The sequence below is a fragment of the Oceanicaulis sp. genome, assembly GCF_965284345.1.
Lineage (GTDB): Bacteria > Pseudomonadota > Alphaproteobacteria > Caulobacterales > Maricaulaceae > Oceanicaulis > Oceanicaulis alexandrii_A.
The window spans coordinates 2,115,102-2,137,439 of sequence record NZ_OZ260073.1 but is presented as its reverse complement, the minus strand read 5'-3'; the positions used below and the strand labels follow the sequence as shown (position 1 = coordinate 2,137,439).

The 22,338-nt window shown below is 63.6% G+C and carries 22 protein-coding genes; 5 read left to right on the top strand and 17 right to left on the bottom strand.

The features are described from left to right. Position 1: 1 nt before the first annotated feature. On the bottom strand, positions 2–1,372 hold the full coding sequence (locus ACQ66J_RS10260) for a leucyl aminopeptidase family protein (protein WP_430431558.1): 1,371 nt from the start codon (positions 1,370–1,372) through the stop codon (positions 2–4). A gap of 146 nt (positions 1,373–1,518) precedes the next feature. Here ACQ66J_RS10260 and ACQ66J_RS10255 point away from each other — a divergent pair, with 146 nt between their 5' ends. Then, entirely contained in the window at positions 1,519–2,352 is an 834-nt protein-coding gene (locus ACQ66J_RS10255) for a tetratricopeptide repeat protein (RefSeq protein ID WP_430431557.1), read from the top strand. Between the two features lie 20 nt (positions 2,353–2,372). Here the strand turns inward: ACQ66J_RS10255 and ACQ66J_RS10250 are convergent, their stop codons facing one another. From ACQ66J_RS10250 to ACQ66J_RS10205, 10 genes are all read right to left on the bottom strand, one after another. Next, positions 2,373–2,870 (bottom strand): hypothetical protein, encoded by a 498-nt coding sequence (locus ACQ66J_RS10250; protein WP_375549860.1) that lies wholly within the window; start codon positions 2,868–2,870, stop codon positions 2,373–2,375. A gap of 69 nt (positions 2,871–2,939) precedes the next feature. Next, complete coding sequence (locus ACQ66J_RS10245) at positions 2,940–3,920, bottom strand: type II secretion system F family protein (RefSeq protein ID WP_430431556.1); 981 nt, start codon at positions 3,918–3,920, stop codon at positions 2,940–2,942. Positions 3,921–3,929: 9 nt separating this feature from the next. Then, the gene (locus tag ACQ66J_RS10240; RefSeq protein ID WP_430431555.1) at positions 3,930–4,925 is read right to left on the bottom strand and encodes a type II secretion system F family protein; all 996 of its coding nucleotides are present in this window, start codon (positions 4,923–4,925) and stop codon (positions 3,930–3,932) included. 3 nt (positions 4,926–4,928) lie between these two features. Beyond that, positions 4,929–6,464, bottom strand: a complete 1,536-nt coding sequence (locus tag ACQ66J_RS10235) for a CpaF family protein (protein WP_430431554.1) — start codon at positions 6,462–6,464, stop codon at positions 4,929–4,931. A 9-nt stretch (positions 6,465–6,473) separates the two neighbouring features. Further along, positions 6,474–8,108, bottom strand: coding sequence for an AAA family ATPase (locus tag ACQ66J_RS10230; protein ID WP_430431553.1), 1,635 nt, complete (start codon positions 8,106–8,108; stop codon positions 6,474–6,476). Positions 8,109–8,121: 13 nt separating this feature from the next. Then, entirely contained in the window at positions 8,122–8,778 is a 657-nt protein-coding gene (locus ACQ66J_RS10225) for a CpaD family pilus assembly protein (protein WP_430431552.1), read from the bottom strand. 4 nt (positions 8,779–8,782) lie between these two features. Continuing rightward, positions 8,783–10,375: a type II and III secretion system protein family protein gene (locus ACQ66J_RS10220; RefSeq protein WP_430431551.1), complete on the bottom strand. Its 1,593-nt coding sequence runs from the start codon at positions 10,373–10,375 to the stop codon at positions 8,783–8,785. After that, a complete protein-coding gene (gene cpaB, locus ACQ66J_RS10215; RefSeq protein WP_375549867.1) occupies positions 10,372–11,175 on the bottom strand; it encodes a Flp pilus assembly protein CpaB in 804 nt (267 codons plus the stop codon). Before cpaB ends, ACQ66J_RS10220 begins: the two co-directional genes overlap by 4 nt. 96 nt (positions 11,176–11,271) lie before the next feature. Beyond that, positions 11,272–11,775 carry an A24 family peptidase gene (locus ACQ66J_RS10210; protein ID WP_375549868.1) on the bottom strand — a complete coding sequence of 168 codons (504 nt, stop codon included), beginning with the start codon at positions 11,773–11,775 and terminating at the stop codon, positions 11,272–11,274. Positions 11,776–11,926: 151 nt separating this feature from the next. Beyond that, positions 11,927–12,142: a Flp family type IVb pilin gene (locus ACQ66J_RS10205; protein WP_022701485.1), complete on the bottom strand. Its 216-nt coding sequence runs from the start codon at positions 12,140–12,142 to the stop codon at positions 11,927–11,929. A 341-nt stretch (positions 12,143–12,483) separates the two neighbouring features. Here ACQ66J_RS10205 and ACQ66J_RS10200 point away from each other — a divergent pair, with 341 nt between their 5' ends. The 3 genes from ACQ66J_RS10200 (at position 12,484) to ACQ66J_RS10190 (ending at position 14,081) form a co-directional block, all read left to right on the top strand. Next, positions 12,484–12,936, top strand: coding sequence for a pilus assembly protein N-terminal domain-containing protein (locus ACQ66J_RS10200; protein WP_430431550.1), 453 nt, complete (start codon positions 12,484–12,486; stop codon positions 12,934–12,936). Between the two features lie 67 nt (positions 12,937–13,003). Then, positions 13,004–13,540 carry a TadE/TadG family type IV pilus assembly protein gene (locus ACQ66J_RS10195; RefSeq protein ID WP_375549870.1) on the top strand — a complete coding sequence of 179 codons (537 nt, stop codon included), beginning with the start codon at positions 13,004–13,006 and terminating at the stop codon, positions 13,538–13,540. Positions 13,541–13,544: 4 nt separating this feature from the next. Beyond that, positions 13,545–14,081, top strand: a complete 537-nt coding sequence (locus ACQ66J_RS10190; RefSeq protein ID WP_430431549.1) for a TadE/TadG family type IV pilus assembly protein — start codon at positions 13,545–13,547, stop codon at positions 14,079–14,081. Here ACQ66J_RS10190 and ACQ66J_RS10185 read toward each other — a convergent pair. The 3 genes from ACQ66J_RS10185 to ACQ66J_RS10175 are packed head-to-tail and all read right to left on the bottom strand — an operon-like array spanning position 14,078 to position 16,997. After that, positions 14,078–14,902: an aminotransferase class IV gene (locus ACQ66J_RS10185; protein WP_430431548.1), complete on the bottom strand. Its 825-nt coding sequence runs from the start codon at positions 14,900–14,902 to the stop codon at positions 14,078–14,080. The two genes, ACQ66J_RS10190 and ACQ66J_RS10185, sit on opposite strands and share 4 nt — an antisense overlap. After that, the gene (gene pabB, locus ACQ66J_RS10180; RefSeq protein ID WP_430431547.1) at positions 14,899–16,227 is read right to left on the bottom strand and encodes an aminodeoxychorismate synthase component I; all 1,329 of its coding nucleotides are present in this window, start codon (positions 16,225–16,227) and stop codon (positions 14,899–14,901) included. The genes ACQ66J_RS10185 and pabB overlap by 4 nt, the downstream gene beginning before the upstream one ends. Beyond that, positions 16,224–16,997, bottom strand: a complete 774-nt coding sequence (locus ACQ66J_RS10175; protein WP_430431546.1) for a tyrosine-protein phosphatase — start codon at positions 16,995–16,997, stop codon at positions 16,224–16,226. The genes pabB and ACQ66J_RS10175 overlap by 4 nt, the downstream gene beginning before the upstream one ends. 114 nt (positions 16,998–17,111) lie before the next feature. Here ACQ66J_RS10175 and ACQ66J_RS10170 point away from each other — a divergent pair, with 114 nt between their 5' ends. After that, positions 17,112–19,163 carry a putative bifunctional diguanylate cyclase/phosphodiesterase gene (locus ACQ66J_RS10170; protein ID WP_430431545.1) on the top strand — a complete coding sequence of 684 codons (2,052 nt, stop codon included), beginning with the start codon at positions 17,112–17,114 and terminating at the stop codon, positions 19,161–19,163. Positions 19,164–19,172: 9 nt separating this feature from the next. Here the strand turns inward: ACQ66J_RS10170 and ACQ66J_RS10165 are convergent, their stop codons facing one another. From ACQ66J_RS10165 to ACQ66J_RS10155, 3 genes are all read right to left on the bottom strand, one after another. Beyond that, positions 19,173–20,675, bottom strand: a complete 1,503-nt coding sequence (locus tag ACQ66J_RS10165; protein WP_430431544.1) for an AMP nucleosidase — start codon at positions 20,673–20,675, stop codon at positions 19,173–19,175. A 3-nt stretch (positions 20,676–20,678) separates the two neighbouring features. Beyond that, on the bottom strand, positions 20,679–20,894 hold the full coding sequence (locus tag ACQ66J_RS10160) for an AMP nucleosidase (protein WP_107711462.1): 216 nt from the start codon (positions 20,892–20,894) through the stop codon (positions 20,679–20,681). Between the two features lie 102 nt (positions 20,895–20,996). Next, entirely contained in the window at positions 20,997–22,292 is a 1,296-nt protein-coding gene (locus ACQ66J_RS10155) for an ectonucleotide pyrophosphatase/phosphodiesterase (protein ID WP_430431543.1), read from the bottom strand. Positions 22,293–22,338: the final 46 nt, after the last annotated feature.

Below are 22,338 nucleotides of genomic sequence, written 5' to 3'. Positions count from 1 at the left end.
ATCAGGCTCCGAAGCGTTGCTTGAGATAGGCGTAGACCGCCCGCCCCGCCAGCATCTCACCGCCCTGCGGACGGCCCGGGCGCGCCGCGGGCGTCCAGCCGAAAATGTCGAAATGCGCCCATTGCTTTGCGTCCGATCCGAAGCGGCGCAGGAACAAACCGGCTGTGATCGAGCCCGCAAAGCGTCCCGAGCCGGTGGAGCTGAGATCGGCGATCGGGCTGTCGAGCCATTCGTCATAGCGGTCCCACAAGGGCAGGCGCCAGACCGGGTCGTCAATGGCGAAGCCCGCTTCGGAGACGCCTTCGGCGATGGCGTCCACATCGGTGTAGAACGGCGCCACGTCCGGCCCCATCGCCACACGCGCGGCGCCGGTCAGCGTCGCCATGTCGATCAAGAGCTCGGGGTCGGATTCGCACGCCTTGGTGATGGCGTCCGCCAGCACCAGTCGGCCTTCCGCATCGGTATTGCCCACTTCAACGGTCAGGCCCTTGCGGCTGGCCAGAATGTCGCCGGGGCGGAACGCGTTGCCCGCAATGGCGTTCTCAACGGCCGGGATCAGCACATGCAAGCGCACCGGCAATTTGGCGTCCATAATCATCGAGGCGAGGCCCAGCACGGTGGCGGAGCCGCCCATATCCTTTTTCATCAACAGCATGCCGTCGGCGGGTTTGATATCGAGCCCGCCGGAATCAAAGCACACGCCCTTGCCCACCAGCGCCAGACGCGGATGGCTTTCATCGCCCCATTCAAACTCGATCAGGCGCGGCGCGTCCGTCGCGGCGCGGCCCACCGCATGGATCATGGGATAGTTTTGCTCGAGCAAATCATCGCCTGTAATCACGCTGACCGAGGCGCCATGCGCGTCAGCCAGCTTGCGCGCTTCCGCTTCCAGATGAGAAGGCAGCATGTCGCCCGCTGGCGTATTGATCAGGTCGCGTGACAGCATCACCCCTTTGGCGACGCGTTCGGCCTCGGCCACATCGCAATCTTGCGCCGTCACCAGACGCGCCGGGGCGCGCTTGGGGGATTTGTAACGGGTGAACTGATAGCCGCCGAGCGCAAAGGCGATGGCGGTCTGGGTGGCGTCCCAGCCCTCGGGCAGGCCGTCATAGGCCCAGTCGCCTTCGGGCAGGGCCAAAGCCGCGCCGGCGGCGTCAAAAGGCGATTGCCCCTTGCCCGCGCCCACCAGCGCATCGAGCCCCGCTTCGCCTGGCAACATCACCACCTGTCCCGGTCCCGCTTCAAACCCGCTGGCGCGCGCATGGGCGGCGCTGGAATCGCTCAGTCGCGACAGCTCCGCCTCAAGGCCTGAGGCCGTGACCAGGCGTGCGGTGCGGGCGAAATCTGAAGGCGAGGCGAAAAGGTCGGTCATGCTAACTCTTTCAATCACACAGGTCTTGCAGGCGTCAGGCGCTAATGGTGAACACGGTGGAAACGTTAACGACTTCTTGACCGGCTCACAGGCACTCTCACAGCATACATTTGGATGCATATAGCCTGACGTCAAAAAGGTAGAGCATGGCCCGCCCATCTCCTGCAATCGCCGCGCTGTGGATCACCGCCAGTCTGAGCGTTCTGTCCGGCTGCGCCACCCATGCCGAGCTGCAACCGACCGAGCAGGAAGCCGAGCTCAGCGAAGCTTTGCAGGAACGCTCCATCGCGCCCGCCACGGCGGCGGAGCGTGAGGCGATCCACAATCAGGACCTTCTGACCCAGGCGGCGTTCTGGGCGGAAGCCTATGAGCTCAATCCCGGCGACCGCGAAGCCGCCTATGAATTGTCAGACGTGTTGCGCCAGCTGGGATCCAGCCAGCGCGCGGCGGAAGTGGCGCGGCAAGCGCTGGCGCTGTATCCGGCCGATCAAGAGCTTCTAAGCGCTTACGGCATGGCGCTGACCGCGGACGGACGCGGCGCGCAAGCGGTGGAATATCTGATGCGGGCGCTCAATTCAGGCGAGCCGGACTGGCGTCTGATCAACACGCTGGGCGTGGCGCTCGACCAGAGCGGCCGGCCTGACCAGGCCCGCGCACGCTTTCAGGAAGCCTTGGGCCTCGCACCGGGCGAGCCGGCGATCATGAACAATCTGGCGCTGTCCTATCTGCTGGGCGGTGAACCCGAACGCGCCGAGACGGTCCTGCGTCAGGCAATGCAACACGTCACGGCGGGTCCTGAAGTGCGCCAGAATCTCGCCATGGCGCTGGCGCTGCAAGGCCGATTTGACGAAGCGCGCGAGATCGCCCTGATCGATTCCACGCCGGAAATGGCGGACGCCAATCTTGAATATATCCGCGCCCTGATGAGCAGCCCGCGAAGCTGGGACCAGCTGCGAGGCTCCGAAGCGCTGGGCGGTTAGCTTGCTGACCTTAAGAGCGCCTAAACCTCGCCCACATCCGGCGGGGGCGCCATGGGTGGCGGCGCAGTCTGCACGTCTTCGACTTTTTTCAAGGGAAACCGGGTCTTCAGCGATTGGCTGACCATGATCTGGTCAAAGCGGAAATTCTCCGCTTCAGCCCGCAGCTCCACCGGCGCCCGCCCGTCCTTGGACGCTTCAATGGCGCGGTAGAGCGCATACAGGCGCAGATAGCCCTTGTCGTCCTTGGTCAGCGAAGTCTCATCAAGACCTGCGCAAACATCCAGAAGCTTGGCGTTGCCGGACCGGCGCTTGCCGCTGGCGAGATCCACCACGGCGGAGGCCAGAGCCGGCTTCCAGCCGCCATCGGCGAATTTGAGCTTGCGAGGAACCGCCGCCAATTCCTCACGCGCGCGATTGAGATCGCCTTCCGCCAGCGCGTCCAGGGCGTGTTCCGCCGCCTGGTCGGCGATCCGGATCGCCTCCCGACGCTTGGCCACAGCCTTTTCACCACCAAACATGCCTTGACGGCTCCCTCTGAACGCGACGCCTTGTGATAGACCAAAGCGCGAGCCTCACCCTAGCGGGGCTTACATGTTTTGGAAACTGATCGCGGCGGGGCCGATGATCACAACAAACAGAACCGGCAGGAAAAACAGGATCATGGGCACGGTCAGCTTGGCCGGCAGGGCCGCCGCTTTCTTTTCCGCATTGCTCATGCGCATGTCGCGGTTTTCCTTGGCCATGACCCTTAGCGCCTGCCCCAGCGGCGTGCCGTACCGCTCCGCCTGGATCAGGGCGGTCGCCACCGCTTTCACCCCGGCGTGATTGGTGCGCTTGCCCAGATTTTCGAACGCCATGCGCCGATCCTGCAGATAGGCCAGCTCGGCGTTGGTCAGGGATAATTCCTCGGCCAGCTCCATCGAGTTCGCGCCCACTTCGGCCGCGACCTTGTGCAAGGCGGCTTCGATGGACATGCCGGCTTCAACGCAAATCAACAGGAGGTCGAGCGAGTCCGGGAAGGCCTGCATGATGGAATCGCGCCGCTTGGCGGCCTTGTTGGACAGATAGATGCCCGGCGCATAATAGCCCAGCACCGCCAGCCCCATCACCACGGTCAGACGCTGCATCAGCGGCAAGCCGAAATCATTGACCACCCAGAGATAGAAAAAGCCGATCAGCCCCAGCACGGGCGGAATGGCGAAGCGGGCGAAATAGAAGGCGTAGACCGGGCCCTGGCCGCGATAACCGGCCTGGACCAGCTTGGTCTTCAAATTGGCGTCTTCCAGCAAGGTTGCGAGATTGAGCTTCTCCACCACCTTGCGATAGAGCGAGCGGGTATCCTTGCCGCGCAGCCCGCCCTTTTTCTCGGCGGCGGATTTCTCAAGCTCTTCGCGCGCCTTGCGCCGCAACTCATCCCGGCGGTTGGCGACCGCTTTCATGCGCTTGTTGAGGTCATTGCCCCCAAACGCCGGCGCGGACAGGGTCCACACCGTCGCGAACACAAGCCCGGCGGCGATGACCGCGAACAGATTGGCCGGGGTGACGATCCAGGTGATGAAATCACTCATGCCGCCCCCCTACATTTTGAAATTGATCATGCCGCGCATGACCAAGATCCCGGTGAGCATCCACACGCCCCCGCCCAGAAGCAGGAAATGCCCGGTCGGGGTGGTCAGAAGCGGCGTCATGTAATCAGGCGACATGATGGACACCATCACCCCCACGCCCGGCGGCAAGGAGCCGATGATCCAGGCGGAGGCCTTGGCTTCAGACGACAGCGCGCCGACCTTCTCGCGCATCATCTTGCGCGCGCGCAATACGGTGGAGAGGTTGTTGAGCGCCTCGGCGAGATTGCCGCCCGCCTTTTGCTGAATGGCCAGCACGGTGGTGAAGAAGGACAATTCTGACAGCGGCATGCGGCGATACATGCGGCGCATCCCCTCTTCCACGTCCACCCCGACGGCGAGACCTTCCACCAGAAGCTGGAATTCCTGCTTCACCGGCGCCTCGCCCTCCTGGGCGATGATTTTCAGGGTTTCATTGAGCGGCAGGCCGGATTTGACGCCGCGCACGATGATGTCGAGCGCATCGGCGAAATTCTCGGTGAACTTCTTCTGCCGCGAATTGCGCATCATCCCCAGCACCCAGCGCGGCAGGCCCAGCCCCGCGATGATGGCGGCGGCGATCGAGATCAACGGGTTCAGGCCCGCAATGAGGACGGCGAAAGCAGCGACGACCCCCAAAATGGCGGACACGATCCAGAACTGCATCGGTCCGGTTTTCAACAAGCCCGCCTGATCCAGACGCGCGCGCAGGGTCAGCGATTTTTTGCGCTCAGCCTTCTGGCGCTCTTCGAGCTCTTTGAGGCCTTCCTGGATCTGACGCCGTTTCTGGTTGGCGCTGTCCACCGCCGAGACCCGGCGACGCCCCGCCTGTAACGGCCCGCCAACCGCGCCTTCGAGGCGCATCTTGCGGTTTTTCTCCTCGCCGGAGCCTACAAACGCAAAGCCCACGCCGGCCACGGCGATAAAGGCGCATCCAGCAGCGACATAAAGGGCGAGTTCGGGGGGCATGGCTCAGGCCTCCGACGCGTCGAGGGCGGCGGCCAGCTGGGCGTCGAGCCCGAAATAGCGCGCGCGCTCCCAGAAATTCGGGCGGGCGATGCCGGTGGAGACATGGCGGCCGTCGATATCGCCGTTTTCCGTTTCGCCGGTGATCTCATACAGGAACAAATCCTGGGTGATGATCACATCACCTTCCATGCCCAGCACTTCGGTGACATGGGTGATCTTGCGTGAGCCGTCGCGCAGGCGCGCAGCCTGGATGATCACGTCGATCGAGCCCGAGATCATCTCGCGGATCGTCTTTGTGGGCAGATTGTATCCGCCCATGGTGATCATGGATTCAATCCGGCTCAGCGCCTCTCGCGGCGAGTTGGCGTGCAGCGTGCCCATGGAGCCGTCATGGCCGGTGTTCATGGCCTGCAACAGGTCAAAGGATTCCGGTCCGCGCACCTCGCCCACGATGATGCGCTCGGGGCGCATCCGCAGGCAGTTCTTCACCAGATCGCGCATGGTGACCTGGCCTTGGCCCTCGAGGTTCGGCGGACGGGTTTCAAGACGCACCACATGCGGCTGCTGCAGCTGGAGTTCTGCGGCGTCTTCACAGGTGATGATGCGTTCGTCTTCACCGATGAAGCCGGTGAGACAATTGAGAAGCGTCGTCTTGCCCGAGCCGGTGCCGCCCGAGATCAGCACATTAGCGCGGCAAGCGCCGATGATTTCCAGAATGCGCGCGCCTTCAGGCGAGATCGAGCCGAACTCCACAAGGTTCTGGAGCTTGAGCTTGTCTTTCTTGAATTTCCGGATGGTCAGCGTCGGGCCGTCAAGCGACAAAGGCGGCGCGATGACGTTCACCCGGCTGCCATCGGCCAGGCGCGCGTCACAGATCGGCGAGCTTTCATCGACCCGGCGGCCCACCTGGGACACGATGCGCTGACAGATATTCATCAGCTGGCCGTTATCGCGGAAGCGGATATTGGTCTTCTGGACCCGGCCATTGACCTCGATGAACACGTCGCCTGCGCCATTGACCATGATGTCGGCGATATCGTCGCGCGCCAGCAAGGGCTCGAGCGGGCCATAGCCCAGAACATCATTGCAGATGTCCTGAAGCAATTGCTCCTGCTCGGCGATGGACATGGCCACGTTCTTGATCGAGATGATCTCGGTGACGATGTCGCGGATTTCATCGCGCGCGGTCTCATTATCGAGGCGCGCGAGCTGGCCCAGATCGATCGTGTCGATCAGGGCGTTAAAGATGGTGGTCTTGACCGCATAGTATTCCGCCGACCGCTCCGCGCCGATGGTGGCGGCCTGATTGGCGGCCTTGGGCTTGAGCGCGGCGGAAGGTATGGGCTTGGGCGCAGCCGCGGCAGCAGGCGCAGGCTGCGCCGCCGGGGCGGCGGGCGCCGGTTTTGCGGGGGCCGGTTTGGGCGCAGGCGGGCGCGCCTGGGTCGCCACGCCGCCAGAGCCGCCCTGGGACGGACGCGCTGCGCCGCCGCCGAACGATTTCGGCGGGGTTTGCGTACCAGTGGGGCGCTTACCGAACATGATCGCGCGTTAGCCTTTTCCCAGAAGCGAACCGAAGAGCGATTTGCGGCGCGGCGATGCGGGCGCCCGACCGGTGAGCTGGGCCGCCAGATGCGAGAACCCGTCCGCCGCTTTTGATTTGGGATCCACTTCAGGGATCATCTGGCCATTATTGGCCGCCTTGCCGAACAGGGCGGGCTCAAACGGCAGCACCAGCACGGGCGCCGCGCCCAAAGCGTCCGAGAAATCCTTGAGCGGGATGTCGGGCTTTTTCGGACACCCGGCCATATTCACCACCACTTTGGGCGGCTCGTCATTGGGGCGGGCGTTATGCACCAGATCAAACAGGTTCTTGGCGTTGCGCAGGCTGGCGAGATCGGGCGTCACCGTCACCACCACCTGGTCCGCGCTCAAAAGGGTCTGGCGCACCCAGGGGCTCCAGGCGTGGGGCAGATCGAGCGCCACGAACGGCGCCTGGCGGCGCACCTTGTCGAGCACGGTCTCAAACGCTTCCGATCCGAAATCCCAGTCGCGTTCCAGGGTTGCGGGCGCCGAGAACAGGCTCAGCCGTTCCGTGCACCGCACCAGCAGGCGATCAAGCAAGGCGTCGTCGAGCCGGTCAGGCTCCTCAAGCGCCATGGCGATGGTCTGGGCCGGGTCCTGATTGAAATCGAGACCCGCCGTCCCGAATGAGAGATCAAGATCGACCAGCACAGCATCCGACCTCAGACCCTCTGTCATCTGCCAGGCGACATTGTGCGCGATGGTGGACGAGCCCACCCCGCCCTTGGCGCCGATAAAGGCGATGGAGCGGCCGGCGAACGGCGCTTCAGGGTCCAGGAACAGGCCGGAAATCGTCGAGATCAGGTGCAGCGGCGTCATCGGCGGCACGAGATATTCGCTCACCCCGCGCTTGATGAGTTCGCGATACAGGGTGATGTCATTGGCGGCGCCAATAATGATCACCTTGGTGTCGCCGTCACAGACCGCGGCCAGATCTTCAAGCTGCTGGAACAATTCGCGGCCGCGCATGCCGGTCTCAAGGATCAGCAGCTCGGGCGTGCTCTCGTCATGAAAGCGCTCGATGGCGGCGGACAGACCGCCCAGCTCCACCGTCACATGGGTGCGCGCCATGCGTCGATCATCGGCGGCGTGATGGATCAGACGCCCGGTCTCCGGGCTCTCGCAAAACGCATGGATCGCAATGCGCGGGACCGGCTGATTGATCAGGGATTCATCGGGGCCGGACACAGCCGAAATCTCACCCGTCATGCCGCCCGATGCGATGGGAGAGGTCAGCGGCATCGCATCCGCATCGCCGAACGGATCCGTCCTGGCGTCGCCCGCCGGGGCCTGAGCCGGGCGCAAAGGCGCCGCCGGCTCATACCCGTCAAACTCATCATCATAGCCGGCGTGCTGATTGGCGTCGGCCAGACGGGCGCCGAACGGGCGCGCGCCCGGATCTGCAGCCGGTTGCGCCGTCGTGTTCGCGTCGCCAAACCCCTCTTCTTCGCCGAGCATCCGGCGTTCAATGCTTTCCGCATCATAGAACGGATCTTCCGGCGCTGCGTTCAACGGCTCTTGCGGCGTGTACGCGTCCTCGGCGACGAATTCGTCGGCGACGTCGAACGCTTCATCTTCAAAGGCGTCAGCGGTGCGGTTCATAGCCATACCCTAATTAATTGCCGACGCTGGAGCTGACGGCTCCACTTTCGCGGTCGGAGCGCTCACTGGCGGTGGACTGGCCCCGCCGGTAATTGTCGAGCACGCCCTGACGCCGCGCGGAATCAGGCGCATCCATTGTGCGCGGCGCCACCAGATCGCGCGGATCCGCGACCATGCTGGCGAGATTGTTGGCGGTGGCGCAGCCAAAGCGCGGCCAGGTCTCATTGGGGCGCGCGCGGGCCATATCGGTCCAAGTGGTCGAGCACTCCGGCGCAATCGCTTCGTATCGGGTGAAGGAGAAGATCACCGGCGCGCTGATCCGGCCGCCCGCTTCATACGCGCCGCCGGAAATCTGACGCCAGTCGAGCCCGGCCGCGTAAAGCCGCGTCCGCGCCTCGGCGATGGCGCCGATGGCGGCGTCGGCATTGCCGGCGTTTTGCGGATAGGAGATCACCAGCGGACCATGGCCGCGCGCCTTGTACTCGGCGGCGACGGCTTCGATCACATCGATCTGGTTCCAGGTCAGCCCGTTGTCGATGGCGCTGACTGCCATGCTGACGCGGACGGTTTCCGCCGCGGCGGTGGCGCGCGGACGCGGCTCGGGGGCGCTGGCGCAGCCGGCGACGACCAGAGCGCCGGCGACCATCAGGCTTTTGAAGACAAGATTCATCACGCTACTCCAGCACAAAGCCGACCGGGCCTGACCAGCCGCGGTTTTCCACCTGCGCGCCCGGCGCGGCGTAAACCCGGTTCAGACGTCCCAGAAAGGCGCCCGCGGCCAGCGAGGACACGGCGAACCCTTCCGCCGGGCTTTCCAGATCATTGGGATTGACCGGGTCCACCAGATACGGCGTGACCACGACCACAAGCTCGGTTTCATTGTTGGCGAAATCACGAGACCGGAAGAGCGAGCCCAGAACCGGCATGCGCTCAATCCCCGGAACGCTGTCCATGGCCTGGCGCGTCTCTTCACGGATCAGGCCCGCGATCACCATGGAGCCGCCAGAGGGCAGCTCAACCGTGGTCTCGGCGCGGTTCACCGACAGGGCCGGAATGGTCACGCCCGGCACCGAGCCGGTGACATTGCCGTCGCTGTCGGTGATCACGGTCGAATTCAGAGAAATCGCGCCTTCATTGGACAGCTCGGAGACTTCGGTGGAGACCCGCAGTGAAATCCGCCCTTCGGACAGAACGACGGGGGTGAAGCCCAGCCCGACGCCGAAGGGTTTAAACTCGATGGTGACATTGCCGTCGCGGTCACGGCCGACAGGCACAGGGAATTCCCCGCCCGCCAGGAATTGCGCCGGCTCGCCGGAAATGGCGGTGATGTTGGGTTCGGCCAGCGTCCGCACCAGCCCCACGCGCTCGAGCGCGTTCAATGTGGCGGAGATGGAGCTTTGCAGCACGCCGTCCACCAGATTCCGGGTCCCGATCGTGCCCGCAAGACCGCCGAGCGCCGCCCCTGCGACGCCAAAGGCGTTCGAGGTGCCCCAAGACGACGAATTCTGGAAGCGTCCGGCTTGATAGACTTCGAAAATGGGCGCGCCGTTCTGATCAAACAACGGGTCGCCGCGATCATTGGTGGCGGCGGTGCGAATGTTCGGCGTGAACTCGCCAAAGGCCTGTTCGCCGCTGAGATTGACGCCCAGCTGGCGCACCAAGGTGCGCTCCATCTCGACGATGCGCACCTGCAAGGTGACCTGATCGCGCCCCTCCACGGTCAGGAAAGAGACCACCTGGTCAGGGTTTTCCACCCAGCGCTGCGCCACCTGCAAGGCGGTGTCGGCGGCGGAGGCGGACGGGACCTGACCAGACAGCACGATATTGTTGTTCATGCTTTCCGCCTGCACCCGGCCTTCGGGCACAAAGCGGTCCAGCGCGTCCTGCAGCGCGGCGATGTCGCGCTCGACCCGAACATTGAGGTCGAGGATCAGTCCGCCGTCGGCGTCAAAAAAGAAGATATTGGTGCGGCCCACATCCTGACCCAAAACGAAGGCGCGCCGCGTGGTGCGCACCACGGCGCTGGCGACCGCATCATTGGCGATGACCACATCAGCGGCGTCTTCGGGCAGATGAATGACAGCGGCTTGCCCCAGCGGCAATTGCAGGCTTTCCGACGCCGGGCCTGCGCCCGGTTCGCGGATATGAACCTGCAAGGTGTTGTTGGCTTCGGTCCGGCCGCCCGACAGCTGGGCCTGCGCAGAAACCGTGCAAGCCGCTGCAAGCACAGCGGCGGCGCAGACAGCCTGGGTGATGGATCTCATCATGGCGTCCCTCCCAGAGCGACGCGCTGTTCGGCGCCATAGCGGATGATGCGCACTTCTCGGCCATTTTGGTTTTGATCATTGGACGATCCGTCCGGCAGGCGGGGCCCGCCCTCGCGGTCCGCGACCGAACGCAGGGCGAGCACGATATCGCCTTCCGCCACGCCCAGCGCCACGGCGCGGGTCTGTTCCGGGGTCAACTCCAGCGTGGCGGTCGAGCCCAGCACGACGCTTTCGCCATCCTCCACATAGGTCTGGTCGATGGCGAGCACGCGGACATTCTCGACGAGGACCTCAGAGATATAGCCCGTATTGCGCCCGTCAGTCGTCACAAGGACATCCACCCGGTCATTAGGCAGGATGAACCCGCCCGCACCGGATTCAGCCGAGATCGGCACGGCGACGCCGCGCATGCCTGGATCAATCACGGCGGCCATGAAGCCCGCCTCACCCGGCTGCACCAGCTTGCCCGGCAGGATCGGCTCGCCATCCACAAAGGCGGCGCGCGCGATCGAACCGCTCAGGGTTTCCAGCGCATCCGGAGTGTCATTGCGATTAAGAAAGGCGGGCATCACCGCTTCGACCGGCCAGTCCGCCCAGCGAAAATCAGAGGCGCTGACCCGCATGGAGGGGCTGATGTCACGCGCCGCGACAAGCACTTGCATCACTTCAGGCGCGGCCGCCTGTTCCACAATGACAGGCGCCGGCGCGGCGGCAGGCTGCATGGCGCCGCGCACGAACACGGCGGCGAAGACAGCCGCCAGCGCAGCGACAGCAAGCACAATCAAGCGGACAGCGTTCATGTCGGACCCCAAAACCCTTTTGCGCACAAGGCGTCAGCAGGCATCAGAGCCGATAATTCTCAAGGCCGCGTTAATGGTGGGTGATCAGCGCGTTAACTATCCGGTATAGACCGCGAACATCTGGGCCTGGGGCAGCACCAGCAAGGCGCCCGCCGCAATGGCGATCGCATAGGGCACCGGCGCGCCCTGCGCGAGCGCGGTCGCGCCCAGAACATCCGATGAAATCGGCAGCATGTTCACGATCTGACGCGCGATCACCAGGATCACCGCCAGCACGCCGCCCGCCGCCACGGCGATCAGCACAAAGGCCAGCCCGTCTGGCCAACCGAACCAGAGCGCGCCTGTCGCCAGCAATTTGACATCGCCGCCGCCAACCCAGCCCGGCGCCCAGAGCGCCATGCCCAGCGCCAGCACGCCCAGACCGGTCAGAAATGACAAGCCGGCGTCCATCCAGCCCAGGCCGAGAAAAGGCGCGGCGACGACCCAGCCGACTAACAAGGCGCCCGGCACCCAATTGGGAATGGTGAAGCTGCGCACGTCATACCAGACGGCGCAGAGCATCAGAAAGGCAAAACCCAACAGGGCGATATTGGAAATCATGACCCGAACCCGGACACAGCAAGAGGAGTCCGGAGCGTAGGCGCTTATGCTTAAGGCTTCTCAAACGCGATCAATTCGACCGCAAATGCAGAAAAGCCGCCCCTTTCGGGACGGCTTTTCACATGCGTCGCTTAAGTCAGCGCTGCGAGGCTTAGCCTTCGCCGCCGCCTTCACCGCCGCCGCCAGCTGCGCCGCCGTTTGCGGTCGAGAGCTGCGTGCCCACATTGGTGAAGGTGGTGCTGAGGTTAGTGCCGAGGGTCGTCACGGCCGTGATGATCACGACGGCGATAAGCGCAGCGATCAGGCCGTATTCGATCGCAGTAGCGCCAGACTCATCTTTCAGAAAACGCGAAACCAGGTTGTTCATCCCATCCACTCCATAGATATTTTTCTGTGGCCCCAGGAGCGCAGCCTTGTTTCCGCCCCGTCCTGAATGCATGTGGAGTAAAACCCGAAGACGATTTAAAGCGAGTAAAAATCCATGCTTTATTTTTGGTAAATCTCAAAACCCGCAGCCATGACTAATAAAAAGTAAACACAAAACCCAAAAGAACTCAGATCATCAACACCAATAAACAATCAACTAACTTGATCTCTCCTTAAGCCTGCGCACGGTCGCGCTTCAAACCCCGGATGCAGAAGGAGCGTTTAGGTTTCCTTCACGGCCCAACTCCATACTGACGTCAACTCTATAGAGAGAGGCCTGTCATGGGTTTTCGCGCTATCGCCATCGCCGTCTGTCTGGTTCTGGGTCTGGGTCTGGGGTCTGCTCAGGCGCGGGAATTTGTCGTCTCCGCCGATCAGGCGGGGCTGATCCGGCTGCCCGGCGACGCAGCAGGCGTAATTGTGGGCAATCCCGGCATCGCCGACGCCATGCTCTATGACTCGCGCACCCTATTTGTGACCGGGAAGGTGTTCGGCCGCACCAACCTCATCGTGCTCGATGAAGCAGGCCGCGTCCTCTATACCTCTGACCTTGTGGTGGCGCAGCCCGATAGCGGGACCGTTCAGATCTTCCGCAACTCTGGCCGCCCGGAAACCTATGTCTGCGCGCCGACCTGTCAGGCCCTGCCTCAGATCGGCGATGATCAGAGCTGGTTCAACGACATGAACATCCAGCGCAACGCGATCCGTGACGGCGCGGGAACCGCCGAAAATTAACTCTACCGTTTCATCGGGCATTAAGCGCTCTGCCGCATACTCCCGCCTTCAATAAGAGGGTGGGATCATGCCGCTGAAGGCGACGATCAAACGCAGCTTGCAACGCTTCATCCGTGCGCGCCGAGGCGCGGCGGCGGTCGAGTTTGCGCTGATTGCAGCCCCGTTTTTCCTGTTGATCTTCGCCACGCTGGAAGTCGCCTTGTTCTTTCTAGGCTCAACCATCATCGAGAACGGCGTCCACGAAGCGGCGCGCAGCATCCGGACAGGCCAGCTTCAGCAATCCAACCAGACTGTGGCGGATTTTCGCGGCTCGATCTGCGAGCGCATCAGCTCGGTCGCTGATTGCAGCCGCATCAGTGTGGATGTGCGCACCTTTGACTCTTTCTCTTCGAGCTCGACCAGCGCGCCCTTGAATGGGGACGGCGAGATTGACGACAGCGCGTTTACATTCGACCCCGGCGGCGGCGGCGATGTGGTTGTGGTGCGCGTCTTCTATGACTGGCAGTTGCTGGCGCCGGGCGTGGTCTCTGGCATGTCCAATATGGGCGGAAATAAACGCCTGATCACGGCGACCGCCGTGTTCCGCAATGAACCCTTTGAGTAGCCCCATGCGTCAGTTCATTCAGTCATTGCTGAGCTTACGGCGCGACGAACGCGGCGTGTCGGCGGTCGAGTTCGCCCTGCTCGCTCCGTTCATGATCGCGCTGTATCTGGGCTCGGTGCAGCTGACGCTGGGACTGACCGCGGATCGCAAGGTCTCTCAGGTCGCCAACTCCGTGGCCGACCTCGTCACCCAGGACGATTTCATCACGGATGCAGACCTGATCGATATCTACGCGGCAGGCGACGCCATTCTGAACCCGTTCGATACAGGGCCGTTGAGTCTGCGCATCACCTCGATCCGGATGGACGCCGATGAGGAAATCTTCGTGGACTGGAGCGATGGCGAGGGGATGACCCCGCTCGACACTGACAGCCTGCCCGAACTGCCCGAAGGTCTTCTGGCGCCGATGAACTCGATCATCATGGTGGAGGCCAATTACGTCTTCTCCACCAATCTGGGTGAGTTGACGAAAACCCCGATCACCTTGTCAGACACCGCCTATCTGCGGCCCCGTCGCGGACCCTGGGTTCGCCGCGGCTAAGGCGCAGCGTCACAGAGCGCCGCAAAACGAGCGGTCGCGCTGTCAGCGGATGGAAAATCACGGTCATTCACACGCGCAAGCGGCACGACGCCCCGTACGGCGTTGGTGACGAACGCCGCCTCAGCCTGCATCACGGCCTCTGGCGTAAACCTCCCCTCGATCACAGCCTCGCCCTCGGCCTTGAGCGCCGCAATCAGCGCCGCGCGACTGGTCCCGGGCAGGCATCCGCAGGACAGATCCGGCGTATAAACTCGCCCCTCCGTCACCCAGAACACATTGGCGCTGTCCGCGCTGGACACATGGTCGTCAGCGGACAGAACCAGCGCCATGTCCGCGCCCTGGCGCACCGCGTCGCGCCGCGCCATCAGCATGTCGGCGTAATCAGTCAGCTTGAACCGGCTGGAAATGTTTCGCGCATCGCGCCGGGCGCTCTCAACGATCGTGGCGCTCTGAGCTTGCTGCGCGCCCGGCAGCGCGCTGGCGGTGATCAGCACAGTCGGCATAGCGTCCGCGGGCGGCGCCAGCCCGCCTCCGGACGGGCCGCGAGAGACTGTCAGGCGCACCCTGGCGCGCTCAAGCGCATTCGCCTCACAGAGCTGCGCCGCCGCCGCTTCGAGCGTGTCAAAGTCCGGGCAGGCGATCTCGATGTTCAGCAAGGCGCTCTCAAGACGCGCCCGGTGACGCGGCCAGCGGCGCACCGCGCCCGCCTCATACCGCATCGTCTCAAACGCGCCATCGCCCAGAAGAAAACCCCGGTCCGCCGGATCAATCCGGGCGGTGTCCGCGTCCAGCATGTCGCCGTTCAGCCAGAGCTTTGTCATCGGCGCCCCTCGATCGCGGCCTTGAGCGCGGCGGCCTTGTCCCGGGTTTCCGCCAGCTCGTCTTCAGGGATTGAATCAATGGTGATCGCGCCGCCCGAACGCACCTCCACATCCCAGCCCGCCCCCGCTTTTCGCAAGCTGGCGGTGCGGATCATCACATTGAGATCGCACGCGCCGTCGGCGCCCAGCCAGCCCAGCGCCCCGCAATACGGTCCACGGCTTTGTTGCTCGAGCTCGGCGATAATCTCCATGGCGCGCACTTTCGGCGCCCCGGTGATGGAGCCGGGCGGAAACGTCGCCGCAATCAGGTCAAACACATTGAGGTCGGAGCGCAATCGCCCCCGAACGGTGGAGACCAGATGATGGACATTGGCGTAGCTCTCAATGCTGAACAATTCAGGCGTTTTGACTGAGCCGGGCTGACAGACCCGCGCCAGGTCATTGCGCATCAGATCTACGATCATCAGGTTTTCCGCCCGATCCTTCAGAGACGCCGCCAGCGCGTCCGCTTCGGCCCGATCCTGAACGGGGTCTGTTCGGCGCGGCCGGGTGCCTTTGATGGGCCGGGTCTCGATCTCCCCGCTCGCGGACGCCTGAACAAAACGCTCTGGCGAATTGGTGATGATGACTTGCTCATCGCTCAGCCGGAAATACGCTGAGAAAGCGGACGGGCTGTCCGCGATCAGACGCTCAAAAAACGCCAGCGGCGCTTGCTCCCCCGTCATATGACCAGTGAAGGCATGGGAGAGATTGACCTGAAACACGTCGCCTGCGTGGATATAATCCCGCGCGGTCTCGACAGCCTCGAGATATCGCGCATCCGGCCAGTCCTGAGACAACCGCCCGGCGCTGACGGACGGGTCGAGATCAAGCGCAGACGTCTTGAGCGCCTCAATCAGTCGCGCCGCCGCCTTCGGCGCGCCTAACGCCCGGATCGTTCGCGCCCCGTGATCAAACTCCAGCACCGCGTCATACCAGCCCATGGCCATGACGGGGCATCCGCCCCGGGCCGGGGGGCAGACCGGCAGGTCTTCGAACGCCTGGCCCAGATCATAGGCGAACAGCCCCGCATAGCCGCCGGCAAACCCCTCACCCTGCGACGAGCTGACAGGACGATAGCCCGCCTTGAGGCGCTCAAACCCCGCAAGAGGGTCCTGATCTTCAAGAGTGAATGCGGGATAGGCGCACAGATAGCTCTTGCGCCCCCAGGGCTGGGCGCCGCCGCCTTGCAGCAACAAGGTGTAAGGCGCAGCCTCAAACGCCCGGAGCGCCTGGACCGGCTCTACCCAGTCCAGCGTGGGCGCCCGATCCGGCGCCGCGGTCACGAGGTTTTCAGCCGCTCGTGCAATTGCGCGATCACGGCGTCACTCAGGCCCAGCTCATTGCGCAGATAGCCCGGCACATCGCCCACGGCGTCCATGGCGGTGTCGAGATAGGACTCCTCAACCCCTAAAAAGGCGCGGATCTCGCGATCGCCCACATCGCGCCCCATGTTGTCGCGGATGCGTTTGGCGAAACGCGGCGCCAGTTCGTCATAATCTACGGCGGTGTTGGTCATCAGATAGTCTTCGCGCACGGCGTCGGCGTCCACGCCCAGCTCGAGCAGCAAGAAGGCGCAGAATATGCCGGTGCGGTCCTTGCCCGCCGCGCAATGAACCACGAAGCCGTCTTCGGGGTCAGAGTGCGCCAGCGCTTCGAACCCGGCCTTGAACACCGCCTTGTTGCCCGCATCGAACGGCAGACGCTGATAGGTCTTCTGCATGAAGCCGCGGATATTATCGAGGGTCAGATCGCTTTCGCGCAGAAAGGCCAGATGCGGCGGCTCGGCATGACCGGCATGGTCAGAGCTGAGCACCGTCACGGCGTCGGTCCCGCCCCAGTGAGACGGCTCAAGCTCACGTTCCCTGGGGCGGCGCAAATCGGCCACGACCTTGATGTTGAGCCCGTCCAGGGCCTTCACATCCTCATCGGTCGCGCGGGAAAACTGTCCCGACCGATAAAGGCGGTCACGCACCTGTCCCCCGCCGCTGAGCGGGTAGGCGCCGAAATGGCGAAAATTGTAAACGCCGGCGAGAGGCAAAACGCGATCAGTCATTCTGATGAGGTAAATCTGAATACGTTTATGAGCAAGAGGGCGCCGAGAAGTTCCCAACCATAAGCGCGAGTTAAGGGTGTGCTGCTACCCAGTTTGCACCTTAAGGAGAACCCTTTGCGCGTCCTCACCTGCCTCTCTCTTGAACATCATTTCCCCAGCGTCATTCTGGCGGCGCTGGTGTGTATCCTCAGCTGTTTGCTCAGCCTGCGGCTGCAGCGGCGAAGCGAGCGCAGCAATGGCGGCGTACAAGTGGCGTGGCTGGTCATCACCGCCATCTGCCTGAGCGCCGGGATCTGGTCCACGCATTTCATCGCCATGCTGGGCTATCGCCCGGCTGCGACGGTCACCCTGGATGTGGACCAGACGGCGCTGTCCGCCCTGATCATCGTGTGCGGCACGATTGTCGGCAGCTATGTCGCGACCCTGTCCTGGTCATTCGCCCGGGCGCTGGCCGGCGCTGTTGTGGGGCTGTCGGTCACCGGCATGCATTATGTGGGCATGGCCGCTTATGATCTGGACGCTCTGGTGAGCTGGGATTTGCGCTATGTGATCGCCTCGGTGGTGCTGGGCGTCTTCTTCGCATCATTGGCGTTTGAAGTGTCTGACCGTTTCGACAAAGGCCTGAAAAAACTCATTCCGGGCCTGCTGCTCGCCCTGGGGGTGGTCAGCCTGCATTTCACCGGAATGGGCGCCATGGTCGTGATCCCCCTGGGCGCGTCTGAAGGCCTGAACCCTGTCACCTTCCAGATCCTGGCCTTCACCACCGCGGTCGCGACGCTGGTCGTGGTCGGCGCCGGCGGGATCGGCTATGCGGTTGAAGCGGGACTGCGCGAACGGTCGGACCGGCGCATGCGCCATCTGGCCTTGCATGACATCGTCACCAACCTGCCCAACCGCGCCTGTTTTTCCGCCATGGTCGATCACGCCATCGAAACCCGCGCTGGCAAGCGCCTGGCCGTTCTGATGATCGACCTCAACCGGTTCAAGGAAATCAACGATGTCTGGGGCCATCAGGCCGGGGACACAGTGCTGTGCGACATCGCCGACCGTCTGCGCGGGCATGAGCGGCCGGGCGGCTTTGCGGCGCGCCTGGGCGGCGACGAATTCGGCATTGTCATCCCGGTTGAGGATGAAGCGGCTCTGACAGAAGAACTGAACCTGATCGATTCCCTGTTCCAGACGCCGGTGCGTCATGCGGATTTTGAAATCATCACCAGCGCCAGCCTCGGCGTCGCTCTGTGCCCTGACGACGGCGAAGACCGCGAGACCTTGATGCGCAATGCGGACCTGGCCATGTACAAGGCCAAGACCGATCCCCTGCACCGCATCCAGCAATATGAACACGCCCTGGGCGAGGCCGTCCGGCAACGGCGTGAGCTGGCGCAGGATTTACGCCGGGCGCTCGAAACCAGTCAGCTCAAAATGCATTATCAGCCCCAGATCGACCTCAAGACCGGCGATGTATGCGGCTATGAAGCGCTGGTGCGTTGGCCCCACCCGGTCCGAGGCCTGGTGTCCCCCGCCGAATTCATCCCCCTGGCCGAAGCGAACGGGCTGATCGGTCGCCTCGGCGATTGGGTTCTGGAGACCACCTGCGAGGAAGTGGCGCGCTGGCCGGGCTCGCCCAAAGTGGCGATCAACCTCTCGGCCATTCAGCTCAATGACCCGCATCTGGTGGGCAAGGTGTTGCAGGCGCTGGTCTCCACAGGCCTCAGTCCGACCCAGCTCGAGATCGAACTGACCGAAACCGCTCTGATCCATGATCTGCGCCAGTCGCTCAGCGTGCTGCGGCGGATCAAGGCGCTGGGCGTGTCCATGGCGCTCGATGATTTCGGCACCGGATACTCGGCGCTCGAGACCTTGCGGCAATTCCCGTTCGACAAGATCAAGCTCGACAAGGGCTTTACCGACGGCCTGTCGGATGGCGGACGGTCCCGCGCCGTGATCAGCGCCGTGGTGACCCTGGCGCGCAATCTGGATATCCCCGTCCTGGCCGAGGGCGTTGAAACCGCAGACCAGCTGGAATTGTTGAACATGGTGGGGTGCGAACAGGCTCAGGGCTATCTGATCGGACGCCCTGCCCCGGCCGAGAACGGCGCGCCGCCCGCGGTGCAGGATGTGATGTGGCGACCGGCTGAACCGGCCGCCACCCACTATGGTTCGTGACGCCCAAGTCTAACGGAAGGGCGGCTCGTCAAAGCTGCGCAGCTTGCGCGAATGCAACGCGTCCGCGCCCTGCCGCTTGAGAATCTCCACCGCCTCAATGCCCGCCGCCAGGTGTTCCGACACCGATTTGGCGTAAAAGCGATTGGCCGCGCCGGGCAGTTTCAGCTCGCCATGCAGGGGCTTGTCGGACACGCACAGCAATGTGCCGTAGGGCACTCTTAAGCGAAACCCGTTGGCTGCGATGGTGGCGCTTTCCATATCCACGGCGATGGAGCGCGACTGGTTGATCCGCCGCGCTTCCTGGGTATAGCGCAGCTCCCAGTTCCGGTCGGCATAGGTCACCACGGTGCCGGTGCGCAAACGGCGCTTGAGCTCGCTCGCATCATCGCCGCTGACCGTCTCCACCGCTTCTTGCAGAGCGAGCTGGATTTCCGCGATCGGCGGGATCGGGATCTCCACCGGCAATTCACGGTCCAGCACGCTGTCATAGCGCAGATAGGCGTGCGCCAGCACATAATCGCCCAGACGCTGGGAATGACGCAGACCGCCGCAATGGCCGATCATCATCCAGCATTCAGGCCGCAGCACCGCCAGATGGTCGGTGATGTTCTTGGCGTTCGACGGTCCCACCCCGATATTCACCAGCGTGATGCCGCGACCGGTCTTGGTCTTCAGGTGATAGGCCGGCATCTGGAACCGCCGCCAGGGCGCGCCGCTGATCTCGCCCACCGGGTCTTCGGTGCTGGCGTCCACATGGACGAAACCCGCCGCGGACAGAGAGTCATACTCGGTGCTCTCGTCCTTGACCTGCTCGACCGCCCATTCCACGAACGCATCCACATAACGGTGGTAGTTGGTGAACAGGATGAAGGGCTGCACATCCTCATAGGGCGTGCCGGTATAGTGCCGGATGCGCTGCAGCGAATAATCAGTGCGCACCGCGTCAAACAGGCTCAGGGGCCGCGGCCGACCCGGAATCGAGGGCCGCTCGCCATTGGGCAACGCATCGTCAATGCCCGCCAGATCCGCATAGGGGAAATGGCGCACCAGCTCGGCGGGCGAGGCGGCGTCCATATCCAGATCATCCGCGCCGTCGAGCACATAGGAGAACGGGATCTCCTGCACCGACAGGCCGGTTTCGATCTTCACCGGATACATGTCCGACAACAGCTCGATCTGTTCGACCAGATAGTGGCGGAACTGTTCAGGATGAGTGATCGTCTGCTCATAGACGCCCGCTTCGGAAAACTTGCCGAAGGCGCGGCTGATCGGCGGCACGGCGCCGTCAGGCTGGTAGACGATGCGCAGCGCCGGATAGGCGAAGGCGCCGGAAAAGCGATCCGCCTCCGACGGCGGCGGTCCGCCTTCGAGATAGATTTTCAGCTCTTCGCGCAGCGCCTTGACCGACGCTTCAAACATCACGCACAGCCGATCCACCGCCTCAGTGGCGGTGGCGGCGCGTTTGAAGGTCTTCTCGACAGCCTCGTGTGACACGATGTCGGTATCGCCCAAGGCCTAGTCCTCGCGCTTGACGAAGGTCACCGTGAACAGCGGCTCGCCGTCAAACACCGGCTCGGTCTTGCCGTCTTCGTCAATCATCTGAAAGGCGGTGGGCTCGATCCGGCCTTCCATGCGGTAGCCGCGTTCGGCCATACGGCCGCGATGAAATTCGAGAGCCGCCGCCGAAAACGTCTTGGCCAGGAAAGTGATGCGATGCGGTTCGTCTGCCATGACGGCCTCCTTGAAACTCAGGTGCGCACGAAGCGCGGTTGTTAAGTCGTACCGCTATCTCCGCGCGCTTCCAAGCCGGGATGACCACCCGGAGCGTGCGACTTACTGCGCGGGGCAGCGCCCGCCGGTCACACGCGCGACCTCAGCGGGATCGCCGTCGGTCTCAGCGGGGTCCAGCTCCAGCGCGCAGGCGATCATCAGATAGACGTTGACGTTCTCGAACGCCGCCACCTCGCCCACCCCGTCAAAGCGGGGGCCGGCGGCGATGAACGTCGCGCCCATCACCGGGTCCATATTGTCATAGCCATGATTGCCCGGAATGATGCGCCGCGGCGATTGCTCAAGGCTCGGCGCGACCAGGCTCCAGCCCGCCTCCGCTACGACCAGCAGGTCCGGGCCGCGCGTGGGATGGTCGAGATGGTAATGATCGGGCATCTCGCCCGCCTTGTAGGCCATCACATGCTCATTGCCCGAGGCGTTGATGGCGTCATGCGCCTCATCAATCGCGGCTTGGTCGCCATCTTCAGAGAACAGGAAGATGTAAGGCTGTGCGCCCGCGCCCCAGCGCCCTTCCATGTGCGGCGAGTACACGCGCTCAAAGTTGATCCAGTCATCGACCGCGACGATGCGCTCGTCAGAGAGCTGGGCCATGCCATGGTCAGAGACGATGATGATGTTGGTAGTCTCCAGTAGGCCGCGCGCCTCAAGACCGGCCACCAGCTGGGCCACATAACCGTCCACGTCCGCGACGGCTTCGGCGACCGCCTCGTTCTCAGGTCCGTTGCGATGCGCGACGCTGTCCACGCGGTCAAAATAGACCGCCGCCAGACGCGGCTGGTCTTCAGCGGGCGCGTCATACCAGGCCAGAACCTCGTCCACGCGCTCCTGATAGGGCTTGTCATGCTGATAGGGCGTCCAGATCGACGGGCGCAGGCCATCATGCGCCACTTCCGAGCCCAGCCAGAACATGATGGCGCTGGTGAGCCCCTCACGTTCCGCCGTGGTCCAGATCGGCTCGCCCTGCCACCAGAACGGATCCTGCGCCGACATCGGGTTCACAAACCCGGTGCGCGCCTCGCGGTCATAAGGCGCGTTCTCGGTCATGCCGTGATTTTCAGGATAGAGCCCGGTGGCGATGGAATAGAAATTCACGAAGGTTTTGGACGGCATGACCGGGATCATGCGTTTGGCGCGCGCGCCGCGCTCGGCCAGCGCCTCAAGGGTCGGCGCGTCATACATGTCCAGAGCGTCCGCCCGCAGCCCGTCCAGACCGATCAGCAATACCCGCTCAGGCTGCGCCTCAGCTTCGGGCGCAGAGCCCGCATCCGTGACGCTGGCGCAGCTGGCGAGCAGCAGCGCACTGCAAACGGCGGCGGTATGAACAAATGACCGGAACATGACGCATCCCCATGCGATGACAGTAAAATCTGCGCTCGCCCTACCC

Bases quoted from the DNA above. Each gene is read 5' to 3' on its own strand.
- ACQ66J_RS10260 (WP_430431558.1), bottom strand. From the start codon at position 1,372: ATGACCGACCTTTTCGCCTCGCCTTCAGATTTCGCCCGCACCGCACGC.
- ACQ66J_RS10255 (WP_430431557.1), top strand. From the start codon at position 1,519: ATGGCCCGCCCATCTCCTGCAATCGCCGCGCTGTGGATCACCGCCAGT.
- ACQ66J_RS10250 (WP_375549860.1), bottom strand. From the start codon at position 2,870: ATGTTTGGTGGTGAAAAGGCTGTGGCCAAGCGTCGGGAGGCGATCCGG.
- ACQ66J_RS10245 (WP_430431556.1), bottom strand. From the start codon at position 3,920: ATGAGTGATTTCATCACCTGGATCGTCACCCCGGCCAATCTGTTCGCG.
- ACQ66J_RS10240 (WP_430431555.1), bottom strand. From the start codon at position 4,925: ATGCCCCCCGAACTCGCCCTTTATGTCGCTGCTGGATGCGCCTTTATC.
- ACQ66J_RS10235 (WP_430431554.1), bottom strand. From the start codon at position 6,464: ATGTTCGGTAAGCGCCCCACTGGTACGCAAACCCCGCCGAAATCGTTC.
- ACQ66J_RS10230 (WP_430431553.1), bottom strand. From the start codon at position 8,108: ATGAACCGCACCGCTGACGCCTTTGAAGATGAAGCGTTCGACGTCGCC.
- ACQ66J_RS10225 (WP_430431552.1), bottom strand. From the start codon at position 8,778: ATGAATCTTGTCTTCAAAAGCCTGATGGTCGCCGGCGCTCTGGTCGTC.
- ACQ66J_RS10220 (WP_430431551.1), bottom strand. From the start codon at position 10,375: ATGATGAGATCCATCACCCAGGCTGTCTGCGCCGCCGCTGTGCTTGCA.
- cpaB (WP_375549867.1), bottom strand. From the start codon at position 11,175: ATGAACGCTGTCCGCTTGATTGTGCTTGCTGTCGCTGCGCTGGCGGCT.
- ACQ66J_RS10210 (WP_375549868.1), bottom strand. From the start codon at position 11,775: ATGATTTCCAATATCGCCCTGTTGGGTTTTGCCTTTCTGATGCTCTGC.
- ACQ66J_RS10205 (WP_022701485.1), bottom strand. From the start codon at position 12,142: ATGAACAACCTGGTTTCGCGTTTTCTGAAAGATGAGTCTGGCGCTACT.
- ACQ66J_RS10200 (WP_430431550.1), top strand. From the start codon at position 12,484: ATGGGTTTTCGCGCTATCGCCATCGCCGTCTGTCTGGTTCTGGGTCTG.
- ACQ66J_RS10195 (WP_375549870.1), top strand. From the start codon at position 13,004: ATGCCGCTGAAGGCGACGATCAAACGCAGCTTGCAACGCTTCATCCGT.
- ACQ66J_RS10190 (WP_430431549.1), top strand. From the start codon at position 13,545: ATGCGTCAGTTCATTCAGTCATTGCTGAGCTTACGGCGCGACGAACGC.
- ACQ66J_RS10185 (WP_430431548.1), bottom strand. From the start codon at position 14,902: ATGACAAAGCTCTGGCTGAACGGCGACATGCTGGACGCGGACACCGCC.
- ACQ66J_RS10175 (WP_430431546.1), bottom strand. From the start codon at position 16,997: ATGACTGATCGCGTTTTGCCTCTCGCCGGCGTTTACAATTTTCGCCAT.
- ACQ66J_RS10160 (WP_107711462.1), bottom strand. From the start codon at position 20,894: ATGGCAGACGAACCGCATCGCATCACTTTCCTGGCCAAGACGTTTTCG.
- ACQ66J_RS10155 (WP_430431543.1), bottom strand. From the start codon at position 22,292: ATGTTCCGGTCATTTGTTCATACCGCCGCCGTTTGCAGTGCGCTGCTG.